Origin of the sequence: Paucihalobacter sp., from assembly GCF_036825875.1 — a bacterium.
Lineage (GTDB): Bacteria > Bacteroidota > Bacteroidia > Flavobacteriales > Flavobacteriaceae > Paucihalobacter.
Genome location: NZ_DAISXK010000027.1, coordinates 26200 through 42253 on the forward strand (window position 1 = coordinate 26200; position 16054 = coordinate 42253).

General features: G+C 32.9%; 17 protein-coding genes. 16 read left to right on the forward strand and 1 reads right to left on the reverse strand.

Going from position 1 to position 16054, the window contains the following annotated elements; translation table 11 throughout:
- Positions 1-597 precede the first annotated feature (597 nt).
- The 5 genes from V7Z48_RS09095 (at position 598) to V7Z48_RS09115 (ending at position 4817) form a co-directional block, all read left to right on the forward strand.
- A complete protein-coding gene (locus V7Z48_RS09095) occupies positions 598-900 on the forward strand; it encodes a phosphoribosylpyrophosphate synthetase (protein WP_334113100.1) in 303 nt (100 codons plus the stop codon).
- A gap of 71 nt (positions 901-971) precedes the next feature.
- The gene (locus tag V7Z48_RS09100) at positions 972-1445 is read left to right on the forward strand and encodes a Dps family protein (protein ID WP_334113101.1); all 474 of its coding nucleotides are present in this window, start codon (positions 972-974) and stop codon (positions 1443-1445) included.
- An 81-nt stretch (positions 1446-1526) separates the two neighbouring features.
- Complete coding sequence (locus V7Z48_RS09105) at positions 1527-1934, forward strand: hypothetical protein (protein WP_334113102.1); 408 nt, start codon at positions 1527-1529, stop codon at positions 1932-1934.
- Between the two features lie 467 nt (positions 1935-2401).
- A complete protein-coding gene (locus V7Z48_RS09110) occupies positions 2402-3712 on the forward strand; it encodes a DUF2254 domain-containing protein (RefSeq protein WP_334113103.1) in 1311 nt (436 codons plus the stop codon).
- A gap of 271 nt (positions 3713-3983) precedes the next feature.
- Positions 3984-4817 (forward strand): M23 family metallopeptidase, encoded by an 834-nt coding sequence (locus tag V7Z48_RS09115; RefSeq protein WP_334113104.1) that lies wholly within the window; start codon positions 3984-3986, stop codon positions 4815-4817.
- A 45-nt stretch (positions 4818-4862) separates the two neighbouring features.
- On the opposite strand, the gene V7Z48_RS09120 is transcribed toward V7Z48_RS09115, so the two are convergent.
- Positions 4863-5696, reverse strand: a complete 834-nt coding sequence (locus tag V7Z48_RS09120; RefSeq protein WP_334113105.1) for a GLPGLI family protein — start codon at positions 5694-5696, stop codon at positions 4863-4865.
- A 394-nt stretch (positions 5697-6090) separates the two neighbouring features.
- Here V7Z48_RS09120 and V7Z48_RS09125 point away from each other — a divergent pair, with 394 nt between their 5' ends.
- The 11 genes from V7Z48_RS09125 to V7Z48_RS09175 form a co-directional block, all read left to right on the forward strand.
- Complete coding sequence (locus tag V7Z48_RS09125) at positions 6091-7335, forward strand: serine hydrolase domain-containing protein (RefSeq protein ID WP_334113106.1); 1245 nt, start codon at positions 6091-6093, stop codon at positions 7333-7335.
- A gap of 149 nt (positions 7336-7484) precedes the next feature.
- Positions 7485-7877, forward strand: coding sequence for a DUF2721 domain-containing protein (locus V7Z48_RS09130; RefSeq protein ID WP_334113107.1), 393 nt, complete (start codon positions 7485-7487; stop codon positions 7875-7877).
- 67 nt (positions 7878-7944) lie between these two features.
- The gene (locus V7Z48_RS09135) at positions 7945-8289 is read left to right on the forward strand and encodes a DoxX family protein (RefSeq protein WP_334113108.1); all 345 of its coding nucleotides are present in this window, start codon (positions 7945-7947) and stop codon (positions 8287-8289) included.
- Between the two features lie 2 nt (positions 8290-8291).
- Positions 8292-8633, forward strand: coding sequence for a DoxX family protein (locus V7Z48_RS09140; protein WP_334113109.1), 342 nt, complete (start codon positions 8292-8294; stop codon positions 8631-8633).
- Between the two features lie 79 nt (positions 8634-8712).
- Complete coding sequence (locus V7Z48_RS09145; protein WP_334113110.1) at positions 8713-9612, forward strand: mechanosensitive ion channel family protein; 900 nt, start codon at positions 8713-8715, stop codon at positions 9610-9612.
- A 225-nt stretch (positions 9613-9837) separates the two neighbouring features.
- Positions 9838-10725 carry a hypothetical protein gene (locus tag V7Z48_RS09150; RefSeq protein ID WP_334113112.1) on the forward strand — a complete coding sequence of 296 codons (888 nt, stop codon included), beginning with the start codon at positions 9838-9840 and terminating at the stop codon, positions 10723-10725.
- Between the two features lie 216 nt (positions 10726-10941).
- Positions 10942-12942 (forward strand): HAMP domain-containing sensor histidine kinase, encoded by a 2001-nt coding sequence (locus V7Z48_RS09155; RefSeq protein WP_334113113.1) that lies wholly within the window; start codon positions 10942-10944, stop codon positions 12940-12942.
- A gap of 235 nt (positions 12943-13177) precedes the next feature.
- Positions 13178-13834 carry a TetR family transcriptional regulator C-terminal domain-containing protein gene (locus V7Z48_RS09160; RefSeq protein WP_334113114.1) on the forward strand — a complete coding sequence of 219 codons (657 nt, stop codon included), beginning with the start codon at positions 13178-13180 and terminating at the stop codon, positions 13832-13834.
- Positions 13835-13849: 15 nt separating this feature from the next.
- Positions 13850-15172, forward strand: coding sequence for an ABC1 kinase family protein (locus V7Z48_RS09165; RefSeq protein ID WP_334113115.1), 1323 nt, complete (start codon positions 13850-13852; stop codon positions 15170-15172).
- Complete coding sequence (locus tag V7Z48_RS09170; RefSeq protein ID WP_334113117.1) at positions 15159-15797, forward strand: flavin reductase family protein; 639 nt, start codon at positions 15159-15161, stop codon at positions 15795-15797. Before V7Z48_RS09165 ends, V7Z48_RS09170 begins: the two co-directional genes overlap by 14 nt.
- 51 nt (positions 15798-15848) lie before the next feature.
- A partial coding sequence (locus V7Z48_RS09175) for an SDR family oxidoreductase (protein ID WP_334113119.1) occupies positions 15849-16054 on the forward strand: 206 nt, incomplete at its 3' end.

A 16054-nucleotide genomic window follows, 5' to 3' on the forward strand; every position in this document is an offset into this window, starting at 1 on the left:
CTTCAAATATTTAATTCAATCTCTATTTTTTAATACTATGTCGAATTTAGTTTTAAAATTCAGAGCTGTCGTGCTAATTAACCATTTCGTTTTTAATCAAATGGGACAATCAGTCAAACTAGTTTTATTTAAAACTAATTGTAGATTTTTAGCACTACTGGTCTATTTAATTTTCGGTGTAAAAGTCGGAAGGAATTAGGGTAAACATCTCATATAATTCATGATTTCTCTTACATATTTCGCAGATAATGTCAATAATAGCATATGGTTTATTGTAATATTTATTTGTTGCCGGCGATTAAAAAAAATTTTTGGGACAACTTCACAAAAAATGATGAAATATCCCGAAAAGCAAGAATAATTTCTAATAAAAACCTTAAATATTAAAAATCATTTGATTAACTTTATAAAAGCAGATTATTGCACTACTTTCCAACAGCAAAATCATCTAAGTAAAGTTTTGGTTGGGTATCTTTATAACAAACCAACGGGCATCATTGCATTGAAAATTACCTACCATTAACTTCTTTAAAACAAATAGATTTAAGTAATCAAAAGACTTATTCAAATAATTTAACAGAATTAATCTAAAAAGACATGTCTACAAGAAAAACACTATCACAAGTTATGAATGAACTAAACGAAGAAGGTTATGACACGAACATTCCAATGGACAAAATAAAATTATTAAATCCATCGGAATGGGAAATCGATGATTTTCATCGCTTCGAAGGTCAAACTAATCCGGGAGACAATAGTATTCTTTACGCAATCAGTAAAAAGGATGGAAGTAGTAAAATTATGTTAATCAATGCTTACGGAACAGAATCAAATAGTGATATAAATGATTTCATTGAAGAGATGGATCCAACTAAAAAGAAACACGACGATAGAGAATAATTAAATAGATGATTTATAGCATTTCAATATCGACATAGTATCAAAAATATAAATAACTAAGACTTCAAAATATGAAAAATTATAAAAAATTAGGCTTCGATAGTAAACAAGCTAAAGACCTTGTAGAATCTTTAAACACCCTAATAGCAAATTACCATGTGCATTACCAAAAACTAAGAAATTATCATTGGAACGTTGAAGGACATTCGTTTTTTGAGCTGCATGAGTTTTTTGAATTAGAATACAATTCAGTTAAACTACAGATAGATGAAATTGCCGAACGTATACGCGTATTCGGAAAAAAACCAGTAAGTACTTTAAAAGAATATTTAGAAATGTCGACCATTGAGGAGACCGATAATTCTTTAAACTCTTCAGAGATGTCGGCAGAAATTTTAAAAGATTTTGAAACATTAATTTCGCTTTGTATTGATGCCCACGAAAAAATTGCTAAAGAAGGTGATTTAGCAACCTCTGATTTATTGATTGCTTATATAAAAAGAACAGAAAAAAGCCATTGGATGCTAAGTTCATTTATGAAATAGAGTTAACAAAAAAATTAACCAACTTGAAGCTCGAAACACTAATTCAAGTTTTAAACAAACAACAACTAAACATTAATAAAAATGAAATCCATCAATTTTTTTGCAATCGCAGCCGCGGTTGCTTTAATGATTTCGTGTACTGAAACCTTTAACTTTCCCATATCCGAGGTAACTCCCGCAGCAGACATCACTGCTGAAATAAAAAAAGAGTCAGAGCCTAACTATTTGGTAACTCTTGAGGCCAATAATCTTGCAGCGCCCGAAAGACTTGAACCGCCCATGAAAATTTATGTTATTTGGGCGGTTTCAAAAGCTGGTGTTGTAAGAAATGTTGGGCACTTTACGCAAGATAACGCCGTGAAATCAACCTATAAAGCATCGTTTCCCTATCAGCCTGTAGAAATATTTATAACTGCTGAAAATCAAGAAGGTAATTGCTTACCTACCGGTGTGGAAATATCAAGAGTTAAGTTTATAAAATTAAATTAAAAAAATTGGTACTCTAAAGTTAGAAGTCGAATCAGAAGTTTTATACAAAATCAAATAATTAACGAATTTTCAGCTAAAATAAATGAATTAAAAGCTAAAAAGAATCCGCTAAACAGGATGTTAAGGCAAAATACAAAGAAGCTCTGAAAGATTTAAAATCTCAAAAATTTGAATTAAAAGCGAAATACAATGATTTACAAAACGCATCAGTAGACCCCTGGAAAGATTCTAAAGAGGGTTTCTCCGATACATCCAATTCTTTTAAGAAAGGTTTTGAAAAAATTAAGTCTGAATTTTAATATTTAAAACAACCAATACCACCTCAAGTTCTACAGTTGTCATTACTATCTTCTGAAGCAGAAAAAGAATGTTTGCGTTTTTTGGACACCAACTGGACAAATACATATAGAAATCGGCGGATAAACCAGACACTAATGTTTATCTTCGGATAATTAAAGCATTCAAGCATGAAAAAACTAATCTTCTTTTGGAAGGAATTAACAGCAACCTTTTGGTTTTTACCAGTGCTTATCCTTGCCTTTTCAATATTTTTATCGATTGGTTTGGTATCCTTAGATAGCGCTGTAAGCATTTCACATAAAGGTTGGATTCGCTTTTTTTTAGTAAACAGTTCCGATTCGGCACGCAGTATTTTATCAACAATTTCTGGAGCCATGATTGGCGTAGCAGGTACTGTGTTTTCCGTTACCCTAGTAGCATTGACTTTGGCCTCATCGCAATTCGGACCGCGGCTTATCAAAAATTTTATGTACGTTAAGTTAAATCAAGTAGTACTTGGTTCTTACGTATCTACCTACTTGTATTGCTTGCTAGTTTTAAATGCTATTCGGGACAATGACGGTTATACTTTTATCCCATCAATCTCAATATTAGTTGCGATTTTAGCCGCAATGCTCAACATCATTTTGCTTATAATATTTATCCATCAAATTGCGGTGAGCATACAAGCTGATAGGGTTGTTTCTGATATTTCAGATTTTATTTCAAAACAGGTTGAAACGCTCTTCCCAGAAAAAATTGGAAATGACTCCAAGGAAGATTTAAAAATTGATTTGGCTGCAACAATTTCAGGATATCGAAATTGTAGTCCTGTTAAATCTGACAAAAGCGGCTATCTTCAGTACATAGACAATAAAGTACTTATAAAGACTGTAGCGAAACACGATTCTTTATTGGTGATGAGCAAACGTCCAGGTGATTTCTTGGTAAAAGATGGCGAGATTGGTATATTATATTCAAATGAAAAATGGCAGCAAGATGCATCAGATCAATTATTAGATCAATTTGTGATTGGCAAAACAAAAACAGCGCAACAGGATTTAGAATTTTCAATTCATCAAATGGTTGACATCGCTGCAAGAGCTTTATCTCCTGGCGTTAATGATCCTTATACTGCCATGACATGTATTGACCATCTTACAGCTGCGATGTGTTATTTGGCAGAAGCCGAATTTCCATCTAAATTCCGTTTTGATGATGACGAACAGCTACGTGTTGTAGCCGATAATACAGATTTTGAAGGACTTCTAGATGCGGCCTTCCATCAAATAAGACAATTTTCAGCAGGAAGTACCGCTGTGATAATAAGACTTATGGAAGCACAAATAATCATATTAAAATTCACAAAAACAGAAAGCCATAATAAAGCTGTTATAAAACACGCCGAAATGATTTTAACGGTTGGTAAACAATCTATAAAGGAGCAAAACGACCTTGAGGATCTTGAAAAAAGAGCTGATAAGATTTTAAAAAACTGAACTTCTTATTAATTTACATGCAAAATGCACACTGCATTGATATTTAGGTGCAATTAATAGGAGTAAACTCTAGAATTAAATATTGTTTAGCCAAATTATATTAATCTCTGTTTATCTAAAGGCATGATGGACATATTTGAAATTTTACACTGAATTTTTGCAACAGATTATTTATATTTGAGAGTATTACAGTGTCAATTTTTTAATTTGGATTTTAGGGTTGTTACCGCATTTACTCATCCAATTGTATTCAAATTAAAACCAACCAAGCATGAGAACACTTAAACCTTTAATAGTTATATTATTAATTTGTGCTTGCACGAGTGCAAAAAAACTTCCACAGGAACAGTATTATGCTTTTAAATATTATTTCGTACAAGAACAGCGAAATGATAGTGTTTTGTTCTATTTAAAAAACCCTATCAAATGCCCAATAAACATACAATTGGCAAAAGACAATTTAAATTCTGATTTACATTCCTATTTTGGACAAATCAATTTACAGGCAATGCAAGATACTATTATACGAATTAACTATCCGAAATTTAATTTATCCAGTAAATCAAAATACATCGTTAGATATGGCGACGCTAACCAAAAAATTAAAAAAAATGTCATTGCCTTTCCATTTCCTCAAGGAAAAACCTATAAGGTTATGCAGGGCTATAATGGTAAGTTTTCACATAATACACTTTACAGCAAATACGCAATAGATTTTAATTTACAGGTAGGTGACACCATCGCTAGTGCTGACAAAGGTTATGTGGTAGGCGTAATAGAGGATTATAAAGAATATGACACCAGCAAAGCATGGCGTGACAATGACAAAAGTAATTATATAACACTCTATCATCCTCATAGTGGACTTTTCACACAATATGTACATTTAAATTATAAAGGTGCTTTAGTAGAACTTGGTGATTTTATAGAAACAGGACAGCCAATTGGTATAAGCGGTATGACTGGATTTACCACAAAACCGCATTTGCATTTTAATGTAAAGTATCCAACTTCAGAACATGGATTGATTTCCACAGAAATCACATTCGAAAACGATTTATCAGGAAATGATTTAAAAAAAGGTGATTTTGTAAAAAACCTTTAAACCAATAACCACTTTTTTTGAATTGAACTTTTTTCTTAAAACCATTTAGCCGCGACCTCTGCCCATTCTATTGTCTCTCATCTCGATCATTTTGGTTTGAATGGTAGCTCTGTAATCTTTCTTATTGATTTCTTTTCCCTTGTCTGGCGCTTCAATCTTAAGCTTGGTTTGTGGATTTAAAATTATCTTTGAACAAAGCATTGTGGTATTTCCTGCACTAACTTCAAGTATAAGTCCTGGAAGTCCCCAATATTCACCAGGGCCATGGCTTACAGGTATTTGTGGTGTATACCATGCCTCAACTTCGGTGGTTGCTATTTCAGGCGTTTCGGTTTCATCATCAGTTTCTGAGGCGTTGGAGTAGCTGTTGTCTCTTAAATCACTCCACGAAAAATCGTACCAAGTTAGCTCCGCAGTTGGAATAGTTGCTGTAGCCTTAAAACACATATAATTGCCAATTTGTTTGGTTTCGGTGCCCATATTCCATTTGATAGATTGTAACTCGTCTTTCACCAAAAAATACTTTCCATAAAATTCTTGACTTTGAACAAGTGAATTGTTTTTAATATTTTTATATTGATTCCCAGGTGCAAAATTCTTGCCCCACGAATCGGTAGCGCCCGAAATAGCATCAAGCTTTGCTTCCTCTTTGTAAAATGAAGCTTCCTTATTAAAATTTAAAGTATAAGTTTTTTCTAATCGGTTTTTTAAACGTTCTTCTACTTGTTTTTTCTGAATTTCAGTCATGTTTGCTCCCCAATTACCTAGTTCTAGTCTAGATTTAGATAAATAAATTGCCTGACCTTGAAAATCCTGAGCATTAATTTTCAATGGACTTATTCCTATAAATAAGCATAAACTGAATAATATTGATTTCATTGGTATTTGGTATTGATTAGCAGTATTTATACAATTACAAAAAGATATTTTACAATATTTATTGAATAAATTTACATAAAAAGAAAACTTAAATAGCTTTTTACCAAAACATTAACACAGATGTTTTTTTTGAAAAGAACTAGAAGTTCAGAGCACTTGACTAAATACTTTTTATGAGATTATAAACTGAAGTTATCTTTTTTAATTACCCAGCTATATTAAAACTGCAAAGCGAACGACTTAAATATTTCAACAGACAAGAGGTACACCGCTAAATATTTTTGTATATTTCATCAGTCATATGTTCGTAAACTCGTTGTTTGTTATTTCACCACCTATGCTGTATTCAAATCTTTTTATTCAATGTCTTTTATTCAAAAATAAGACGATTTATGTGACGTTATTACTAGGTTTGTTAGGCATTGGTCATTTATATTCTCAATCCTACGAAGGCTTCTCAAAACAAGATATCGAGGTTATTCACAAACAATGGAGTATTGACAATTGGGATGATGGCGGCGAATTGTCGCGTTATACCTTTTTAAATATGACCGAGTTTTGGACGCATGCTGTGATTAAGAAAAAAGGAAAAGAATATGACTTTACAAAAAATTACCGTCCAGAGATTTCTGATTTCAAAACCACATCAGAAAAAGGCTCCTTATCACTTCAGAAATACCTCTACACAGCACCAGTAGACGGTATGATAATAGTGCGCAATAATGCTATAATATTTGAAGCCTATCCAAGAATGTTTCCGGAAGAGAAACACGTTTATATGTCCGTTACAAAAATTGTTATTTCTACCCTTATTGCCATTTTAGAAGATCGTAAACAACTAGACGCATCAAAATCTATAAACTTTTATTTACCAGAATTAGAAGGCACTGGCTGGGAACAAGTGCCGATAATAGATATTTTAGATATGGCATCGGGAATCGACTGCTTAGAAACTGTTGAAGGCGCCTACGAAAATCCCGAAAACTGCATTTACCAATATGAAGCTACTTTAGGATTTTTAAAACCAACGGAAACAACACCTATTAGCACTTGGGAACACATAAAATCCTTAAAAGCACAAAAAGAAACGGGAAAGGTTATTGAATATTCATCTGTAAATACTTTTGTGCTTGCCGAACTAATTGAACGCATTACCAATAAAACTTTAGCGCAAAATATTGAAGAGGAAATTTGGCAAAAAATGGGTGCAGAAGCCGATGCTTTAATGGCACAAACCAAAGGTGTTGGTATTGCACATGCCGGTTTGAGTTCTACATTAAGGGACCTTGCAAGATTTGGCACCTTATTTTTACCAGCGGAATCTGCCAAAGATACTAGTGTTATTTCAAACGACTATCTTAACAAAATTCAAAACGAAGGTCGTCCTGAAATATATTCCGAAAGTTGGTCGCCCGAAACAAGACGCCAGCAAGATGGGCCAAGTCACAATAGTTATCAATGGGATTTGGTAATGCAAGATGGCGATTTTTACAAGGAAGGATTTGGTGGACAAGGTCTTTACATTTCACCATCAAGAAATTTAGTGATTGCTTTTTTTGGCACAGCAGACCAAAATGGAAAAACTCACGAATTACCAACAATTGCTCGTCAGTTAGCTAAGTCTGGATTGTTTGATTAAAATATTTAAAAAGAATTGGCAAGGTCTTACTATCATTAATTCTAAAAAAATTTAACCACTTAAGCGAGCATCGGATTTATCGGAGGTGATTGCAATAAATAAATAAGTAATTCAATTCAGAATATCTACATTTGCCTTAAAATTTTTCTATGGAAGTTTCCTTAACCACGCCAGCTTTACTATTTCCTGCCATTTCATTGCTACTGTTAGCTTACACCAATCGATTCTTAACTATTGCCGGACTTATTAGAAGTTTACATAAACAATATAAAGAACAACCTGACTCAAATATTAAAGCGCAAATTGCCAATTTAAGAAAACGTGTCAATCTTATAAAAAATATGCAATTATCGGGTATTGCTTCACTCCTACTTTGCGTAATTAGCATGTTTGCCATTTACGAAAACTGGCAAGTAACTGGAAGTATTATTTTTGGTATATCGTTGGTATTATTAATGTTGTCGCTCATTCTCTCTATTTTTGAAATTCAAATTAGTGTAAGAGCCTTAAATATACATTTAAGGGATATCGAAAAAGATTAGTGATATTAAAGTCTTTGTTATTATTCATTTTAGAAAGTTGTTGTACCTTTATTAAAAATTACCAACAATGAATTATTTTATGACTATTGCTCAAATTGCAGTGGCTGCCTCGGTGGCTTTTGTTTGGATTTTTAGAATTCACAACGTTATTAAAGAGTTCAACCAATTTGGGTTGAATGATGTTACGAGAAGCTTTGTCGGTTTTGCTAAAACAGTACTTGCAACTTTATTAATCGCAGGTATTTGGTATCCATCCTTAACACTCATATCTGCTGTACTTATGGGATTATTTATGGTAGCCGCGCAGTATTTTCATTTTAAAGCAGGTAATCCATTTAAACAGCGCATACCGTCATTAATTCTTTTACTTCTGTGTGTATACATTGCCGTAAGCGCCGCTAACCTCATATAAATATGTCGCTTTACACAGTTTGTGTGCTTCTATCGAGTGTGTCATTTTTGGGTTATGGTGTTTCCTATTTTACGGGACCACATATGAAGAGTGAATTTAAACGCTTTCAATTAGAAAAATTAGGACTGCTAACCGTTGTTTTAGAATTATTAGGTGCCTTTGGTTTAATGGTAGGTTTTTTCTTTTATAAACCACTATTAATTATTTCAGCTGGTGGTTTAGCCTTGTTGATGTTATTGGGATTAATTGTGAGATTAAGACTAAAAGACAGTTTATGGATATCCTTACCTGCTTTGTTTTTTATGGTTTTAAACGGCTATATTTTATGGGGTGCTTTACAATAATTTATCTATTTAAAAATTATTGGTATATTTAAGAACTGCATTCAGTTAACACATCATTAATATTATTTTATTAATTTTTATGTTTAAAGATTTCGAGTTAAGTAGAGCATTTGAAAAAATAATGGATAAACTCTACGGTTGGGGTGAAGACATCATTTTAAAAACCCCCAACTTTTTATTGGCCATTGTTATATTTGTGATCTTTTGGTACATTGGTAAATATCTGTCTCATTTCATTAAAAGGGTCTTATTAAAAAAGGTGGGACAAGAATCCATCAAAGCCATTTTAGCGCGTACTGTCTTTATTGTAACCATACTGATTGGTTTTTTTACTGCTTTAGCCATTCTAGATTTAGATAAGGTACTTACCTCGGTGCTTGCTGGTGCTGGGGTGGTTGGTCTTGCTATTGGTTTGGCATTACAAGGCACACTTCACAATACATTTTCAGGATTTATTTTATCGTTTTTGCCCAATATTCAAATTGGCGATTGGATTGTAACCAACAATCATGAAGGAAGGGTAATTGACATCAACCTACGAAGCGTTACCATTATGGAGGGTGATAACAACGCTGTTATGATTCCTAACTCTAAAATTATTGATTCGCCATTTAAGAATTTCACTGGAACCAAACGCTCTAGAATTACCATAAGCTGCGGCGTAGGCTACGAAAGTGATTTGGAAGTTGTAAAACTAGTGACCACTAATGCTATTGAACATATATTTAAGCAAAATAGAAACGAAAAAATAGAGTTTTTTTACACCGAATTTGGCGATAGCTCAATAAATTACATCATCAGATTTTGGACAGATGTCAAAGACCGAAGAGATATCCTAGAGGCACAAAGCGCAGGAATTATGGCTATCAAAGCAGCTTACAATACTCATAATATCAATATTCCGTTCCCAATTAGAACATTGGACTTTGGGAAAAATAAGTTTAGGTCAGAAACCATTTCGATTAGGAATATGAAATAATCTTATTGTTATTTGAAGGCTGAAAAATATTCTCATATATGTTTTGTGACCAATGGTAAAAATAAGTACCTTCGGTAAAATTAAGGTATGGTTTTAAGGTTGATGGTTTTTATCCATAGCGAACCCATATTTAATTTCAAATATTACCAACAACCAACTTCACATCAATCAATGCCATAAGCCAATCCATCGGGCCACTTTAGCATTATGAAAAACAATAAATTAATGAGTTATTTATTTGATAAATTTCTCTCCTCTCACACCAAAGAACGTCTGGAAAGGATAATTTTGGTTTTGGCCATTGTATCTTTTTTAATTCACTTATTGCTCATTTATTTTGTGCAAATTGGTTTTTTATCGGTTGGTAGTGAAGTAGCTCTTTTTAAAAATCCTATTGCGGCTATTTATACACCGTTCTCATTTATTTTGATATACGAGGTGTATTTGTTAGTGTTTTATATGCCGAGATCTGTTACAACCTATGTAAGCAAGCAATATGAAATTATCACCCTCATTGTTATAAGACGTTTATTTAAAGATTTCTCCGACTTAGAATTGACCAGAGATTGGCTTGAGATTAAAGGCGATTTACAGTTTACCTACGATATTGTTTTAGCCATTCTTATTTTCTTCATTATATTTTTATTTAAAAAGAACATACTAAAACAATCTCTAACCGAAAAAGATAAAAATTTAAGCAAGCTCAATTTCGAATATTTTATCAATTTAAAAAAGTTGATTGCTGTAACCTTAGTACCTGTAATTGTGATTATTGCCTCATATTCTCTCATAGGTTGGATTAGTGAAATAGCTTGGAGCGATAATTTAAACTTAGGGTCTTTCGTTAAAATCAACAATATATTCTTTGAGGAATTTTTCACCATTTTAATTATTGTTGATGTATTACTCTTGCTTATTTCATTCTTTTACACCAATAGTTTTCATAAAGTCATTAGAAATTCGGGGTTTATTATTTCAACCATTTTGTTGCGCTTATCATTCTCAACAGACGGCTTGTTAAATAACATTCTTATTCTGTCATCTATAGTTTTTGGATTGCTTATCCTGTTGATTCACAATAAATATGAATCGATTGAGGTCAACGAAGAATAGGTGAAAACATTTAAAATCAACAGGACTTTTAAAAGCACTATTTGTTGCCGTTCAATTATTTTTAATTGAAAATTTGTGATGTAATTCTGAAAAAAGTAGTGCTTCTAAACATGATGCCAACATAAGTTGAATACTTAAAACTATCATTTACAAAAAATCAACAAAATCGATTATATTTGATTGAGCTTCTGACTTTAAATTTAGTTTTTCTGCATTATGATTAGAACACTCTCTACCTTGTTGTTGATTGCACAATCTTTTCTTTTATGCGCGCAGGAAAAAACTGTTCCTAAATCATCATCATTAACTATTAATGAAACATACGTTGACAGCATATTTATCCAAATTCAAAAATTAAAAACAAATTCTGAAAAGAAAATAGTTTACAGCCAACTTTACAATACATATGTAATGCGTTCTGAGCAAGAAGCTATCGCTGTTTTTGAATATGCTAAAACAAAAGATACTACGGTTCATCATAAAATGATGATTTTATATAATTTGGGTAATATTTTTGTCGCAAAAGGAAAACAAGATGAAGCATTAATTTTTCTGAAATCCGGTAAAGATTTAAGTAAAAAATTAAAAGATCTTGAAGGTGAGTTTAATTTCCATATTTCATTAGCAACTACTTATATTAACCTAAACAACCTAGATTTGGCCTTGCACCATCTTAATATTGCAGAAGCCATGTATATTGACGCAAATCAAAAAGACAATTTATGGAAGGTATATCTTTACAAAGGTATGATACAAGATAAGTTAGGAGATATTAATGAAGCTGCTGTTTATTATAAAAAAATGTGGAATGCTGCAGAGCATCTAGATAATAACTCACAAAAAAGATATATACTCTATTCGTTAGCTGATTTTTTTACATATAATATTGATTTATTTCCCATTGAGACCGTACAATTTACTGATTTATGGCTACAACATTATTACCAATCGCGTCAAGACGTTACCAGAACACTACCAACAGGGCATGTGGATGTGCATTTTAGGTTTAAAAATGATCTTAATCCTGAATATACTAAATCTCTCGAGCGCACGCTCTTTATTGCAGACAGTCTCAATTCTCCCGAAACTTTGGTTTATACAGCCAATACATTAGCAGAAATTAATCAAAAACAAGGCAAGCCACAAACGGCCATCAATTATTTACAACAGGTAGAAAAAAAGCTCATCACACTTAAAGATCCTCACGCACAATTAACACTGTATAACTTGTTAGCAAAAAACACAGAACTAGCCGGTGATTACAAACTGGCACTACATTACAAAACCTTAGAAGGAGACCAAAGAGACCGGATACGCTCTGAACAAATGGTAAAAAACATTGCTGAACAAAAAGTGCTATTTGAGACTGAAAAAAAAGAAAAGGAAAACGAACTCTTAGCTATTGAAAATGCATTAATCAATCAACAAAAAAATAATCAACTTAAAATTTTTGTGCTTGGTTTATTTTTTTTGACGAGTATAGGAATGCTGTTGTTTTTTCAAAACCGGCAACGAAAAAAAGCCAATACCAAACTCACCATTTTAAACAAAGAGCTCGACAAGGCAAATAAAGTTAAAACACGATTTTTCTCTATTTTAAACCACGACCTGCGCAGTCCGGTGGCTAATCTTATTTCCTTTTTAAACCTTCAAAAAAACAGCCCCGAACTTCTAGATGAAGCAACAAAAAAGCGTATGGACGAAAAAACAATCCATACCGCAGAAAATCTACTCCAATCCATGGAAGATATGTTGCTATGGAGCAAAGGGCAAATGGAGCATTTTGCACCACAATTTAGAAAAGTGGCTGTGAGCATTTTATTTATTGATAATCAAAAAGTGTTTTCCGGGTACAATAGAATTGAAATTAAATACATTATTGATGAAAACATGGAAATCGTCACTGACGAAAACTACCTAAAAACGATTTTGCGTAACCTCACTAGCAATGCCATAAATGCCATTAAAAGTGTTGAAAATCCAAAAATAATCTGGAAAGCATGGCAAAAAAATTCAAATAATTTCATTTCCATTACCGATAATGGCCAAGGGGCATCCAAAGAAAAATTGCAAGCTTTATTTGATGAAAATACCGTAGTGGGTATTCAATCTGGATTGGGTTTGCATCTCATAAGAGATTGGGCAAAACAAATTAACTGCATAATTGATGTGGAATCACAACCGGGAATAGGAACAACATTTATTTTAAAACTTTAAAATTCTATTGTAAACTTGGAATTGATCTGGTTTGTTTATGGTTATAACAAAATACTCATCTTGTTGGTTTATAACAAGTATGAATGCATCGATCCAGAGAAAGCGTAATTGAAATCATTTAAAATCATTTCAGTTTGGATGTAGTCATCACTCTGTTAAATTTCAACTAATATTGTTTAACTTTCGCAATACTATCGTTAAACATTTTGTATCTTTGAAGTATAAATTATTCATCATGGCAAAAAAGAAAAATATTACGGAAAGCAACCTCATCGACTTTTACATGGATTATGTGTTAGAGCATGGTAAAGCACCTCATTCAGTTTATAAATTTGCGAAAGATAACAACTTTGAAGAAGCTAGTTTCTACGCTCATTTTGGCACATTTAAAGCCCTAGAACAAAAGATTTTTACAGCTTTTTTACACAATGCTTTAAACCTATTAGCTCAAAACGAAGAATACCAATCTTTCGACGCTAGAAATAAATTGTTGAGCTTTTATTATACCTTCTTTGAAATTTTAACAGCTAATAGAAGTTACGTTCTTTTCGCTTTAGGTGAAGGCAATAAGCCAATTAATTCATCAAAGGCTTTAACTAAATTAAAGTCAGAATTTTCAGATTATATCAAAAGTCTTGAAATTGAAACCTTCAACATTGAGCAGGAACAAATCGAAAAAATACAACAGCGTACCATAGTTGAAACCGCTTGGCTTCAGTTGTTGTATACCATGAAATTTTGGATGGATGACACATCGGCTGGATTTGAAAAAACAGATATTTTCATTGAAAAATCACTCAAAACTAGTTTTGACGTTATTAATACACAGCCCCTAAAAAGTGTGATTGACTTTGGAAAATTCCTTTTCAAAGAAAGAATGCAAATGAACTAAATTAAATAAGACCTATTGAAAACCTTAAATAGTATACCCACATCTAAAATTCAACGCGCCTCCAAAATGGTTCAAACCGGAGCTAAAGTTGGCGTGAATTACCTTAAATATTACGGTGACAAAATCACCAAAACCGAAGCAGAAGCAAAGGACCGACTAAACAACAATAATGCAGAAGATATTTACGATGGTCTCAAGCAACTTAAAGGAAGTGCTCTCAAGGTTGCTCAAATGCTCAGCATGGAAAAAAGCATTTTGCCGCAGGCTTATGTTGAGAAATTTTCTTTAGCACAATTTTCGGTTCCACCATTGTCGCCTCCTTTGGTGATTAAAACTTTTAAAAACTACTTCGGAAAACACCCTAATGAGTTGTTTGATAAATTCGACTCAACCTCAGTAAATGCGGCTAGTATTGGCCAAGTGCATTTAGCTGAAAAGGATGGGAAAAAACTTGCTGTGAAAATTCAATATCCCGGCGTAGCTAAAAGTATAGCTTCAGATTTGGCTATGGTGAAACCAATCGCCATTAAAATGTTCAATATTAGAGGTAAAGATTCTGATAAATATTTTAAAGAAGTTGAAGACAAACTTGTTGAAGAAACAGATTATATTTTAGAGGTTCAACAGAGTAAAGAAGTAGCTTTGGCCTGCAACCATATTCCAAATTTGCGTTTTCCGCAGTATTACGAAGCATATTCATCAGACCGAATTATCACTATGGATTATATGCAAGGTGAACATTTGTCGGAGTTTGTAAAACACAACACCAGTCAAGAAATGTCTAACCAACTCGGTCAGGCTTTATGGGATTTCTACATGTACCAGATTCACGTTTTGAAAAAAGTGCACGCCGACCCGCATCCTGGAAACTTTTTAATTTCTGCGGAAGGTGAATTGATTGCCCTCGATTTTGGTTGTATGAAAATTATCCCAGACGATTTTTACATACCTTATTTTGAATTGGCCAGAAAGGAAAGTATTGAAAATAAAGACTTTTTCATGGAAAAACTGTATCAACTTGAAATCTTAAGAGCAGACGACAGCCCCGAAGAGATTAAGTTCTTCTCTGTCCTATTCCATGATTTGTTGAGTTTATTCACACAGCCATTTCACAGTGAAATCTTTGATTTTTCCGATAATACATTCTTTGATAAAATTGGTGAATTGAGCGAACGCTATACAAAAAGTACCGAATTAAGAAAAATGAATGGCAATCGTGGTTCTAAGCATTTTATTTATATGAACCGCACGTTTTTCGGACTTTATAACTTGATGTTCGATTTGAAAGCGCAAAACGTTCAAATCAATAACTTCCACAAATTAAATGAGGCAGTTTAACAGTCGAGACATTGATGAGTTGCATCATTTATACCGAATCAACCTTATTAACAGTTGTTCTGGTTATAAATCTGCCAACCTTATAGGCACTAAATCCAAAGACGGTTTTAGCAATGTAGCAGTTTTTAGCTCGGTAACACATTTGGGTTCGAATCCTGGTTTGCTTGGGTTTTTCTTAAGACCAACGACAGTAATGCGCCATACTTACGATAATATAAAAGCTACTGGTTGTTTTACGATTAATCACATTCATAAAGATATATTAGAAGATGCACACCACACCTCAGCTAAATATGCAAGGGAAGTATCAGAATTTGACGTAACTTCACTCAATAAAATTTACCGTGATGATTTTTACGCACCATTCGTAGATGGTTGCCCAATACAATTGTCAATGGAGTTTGTTGAAGAACATTCAATCCCTGCTAATAATACAGTTTTAGTAATCGGTAAAATTAGTCAGTTATTTGTAAAAGAAGACTTACTACATAAAGATGGCTTTATAGATTTATCAAAAGCAAAGGTTGCTACAATTAATGGTTTAGATGCTTATGCGGTTCCTGATTCCCATTTGAGATTAGAATACCAAAGACCAAAGCCAGGCTTCGCCCGACGAGAAGAATAAAAGTTTGTTAGATGCAAAAGGCTCAAAAACACACTTCAATTAAATTAATTTATGAGAGTTTTAGTAACAGGAGCAACAGGATACATCGGCAAAAGAATTATTCCTCTTTTGTTACAAGAAGGTCATATGGTCATTTGCCCTGTTAGAGATATACCCAGAGTACAGCAACTTTTTAAAGACCAAGAAGATGTTGAGTTGGTTGAAGCAGATTTCCTCAAAGCCGAAACCCTAAACAATCTGCCAAAAGATATTGATGC

Coding starts and splice junctions, on each gene's coding strand:
- V7Z48_RS09100 (WP_334113101.1), top strand. CDS start 972: ATGAAAAATTATAAAAAATTAGGCTTCGATAGTAAACAAGCTAAAGAC.
- V7Z48_RS09130 (WP_334113107.1), top strand. CDS start 7,485: ATGGAAGTTTCCTTAACCACGCCAGCTTTACTATTTCCTGCCATTTCA.
- V7Z48_RS09105 (WP_334113102.1), top strand. CDS start 1,527: ATGAAATCCATCAATTTTTTTGCAATCGCAGCCGCGGTTGCTTTAATG.
- V7Z48_RS09120 (WP_334113105.1), bottom strand. CDS start 5,696: ATGAAATCAATATTATTCAGTTTATGCTTATTTATAGGAATAAGTCCA.
- V7Z48_RS09115 (WP_334113104.1), top strand. CDS start 3,984: ATGAGAACACTTAAACCTTTAATAGTTATATTATTAATTTGTGCTTGC.
- V7Z48_RS09170 (WP_334113117.1), top strand. CDS start 15,159: ATGAGGCAGTTTAACAGTCGAGACATTGATGAGTTGCATCATTTATAC.
- V7Z48_RS09135 (WP_334113108.1), top strand. CDS start 7,945: ATGAATTATTTTATGACTATTGCTCAAATTGCAGTGGCTGCCTCGGTG.
- V7Z48_RS09150 (WP_334113112.1), top strand. CDS start 9,838: ATGAGTTATTTATTTGATAAATTTCTCTCCTCTCACACCAAAGAACGT.
- V7Z48_RS09155 (WP_334113113.1), top strand. CDS start 10,942: ATGATTAGAACACTCTCTACCTTGTTGTTGATTGCACAATCTTTTCTT.
- V7Z48_RS09095 (WP_334113100.1), top strand. CDS start 598: ATGTCTACAAGAAAAACACTATCACAAGTTATGAATGAACTAAACGAA.
- V7Z48_RS09110 (WP_334113103.1), top strand. CDS start 2,402: ATGAAAAAACTAATCTTCTTTTGGAAGGAATTAACAGCAACCTTTTGG.
- V7Z48_RS09160 (WP_334113114.1), top strand. CDS start 13,178: ATGGCAAAAAAGAAAAATATTACGGAAAGCAACCTCATCGACTTTTAC.
- V7Z48_RS09140 (WP_334113109.1), top strand. CDS start 8,292: ATGTCGCTTTACACAGTTTGTGTGCTTCTATCGAGTGTGTCATTTTTG.
- V7Z48_RS09145 (WP_334113110.1), top strand. CDS start 8,713: ATGTTTAAAGATTTCGAGTTAAGTAGAGCATTTGAAAAAATAATGGAT.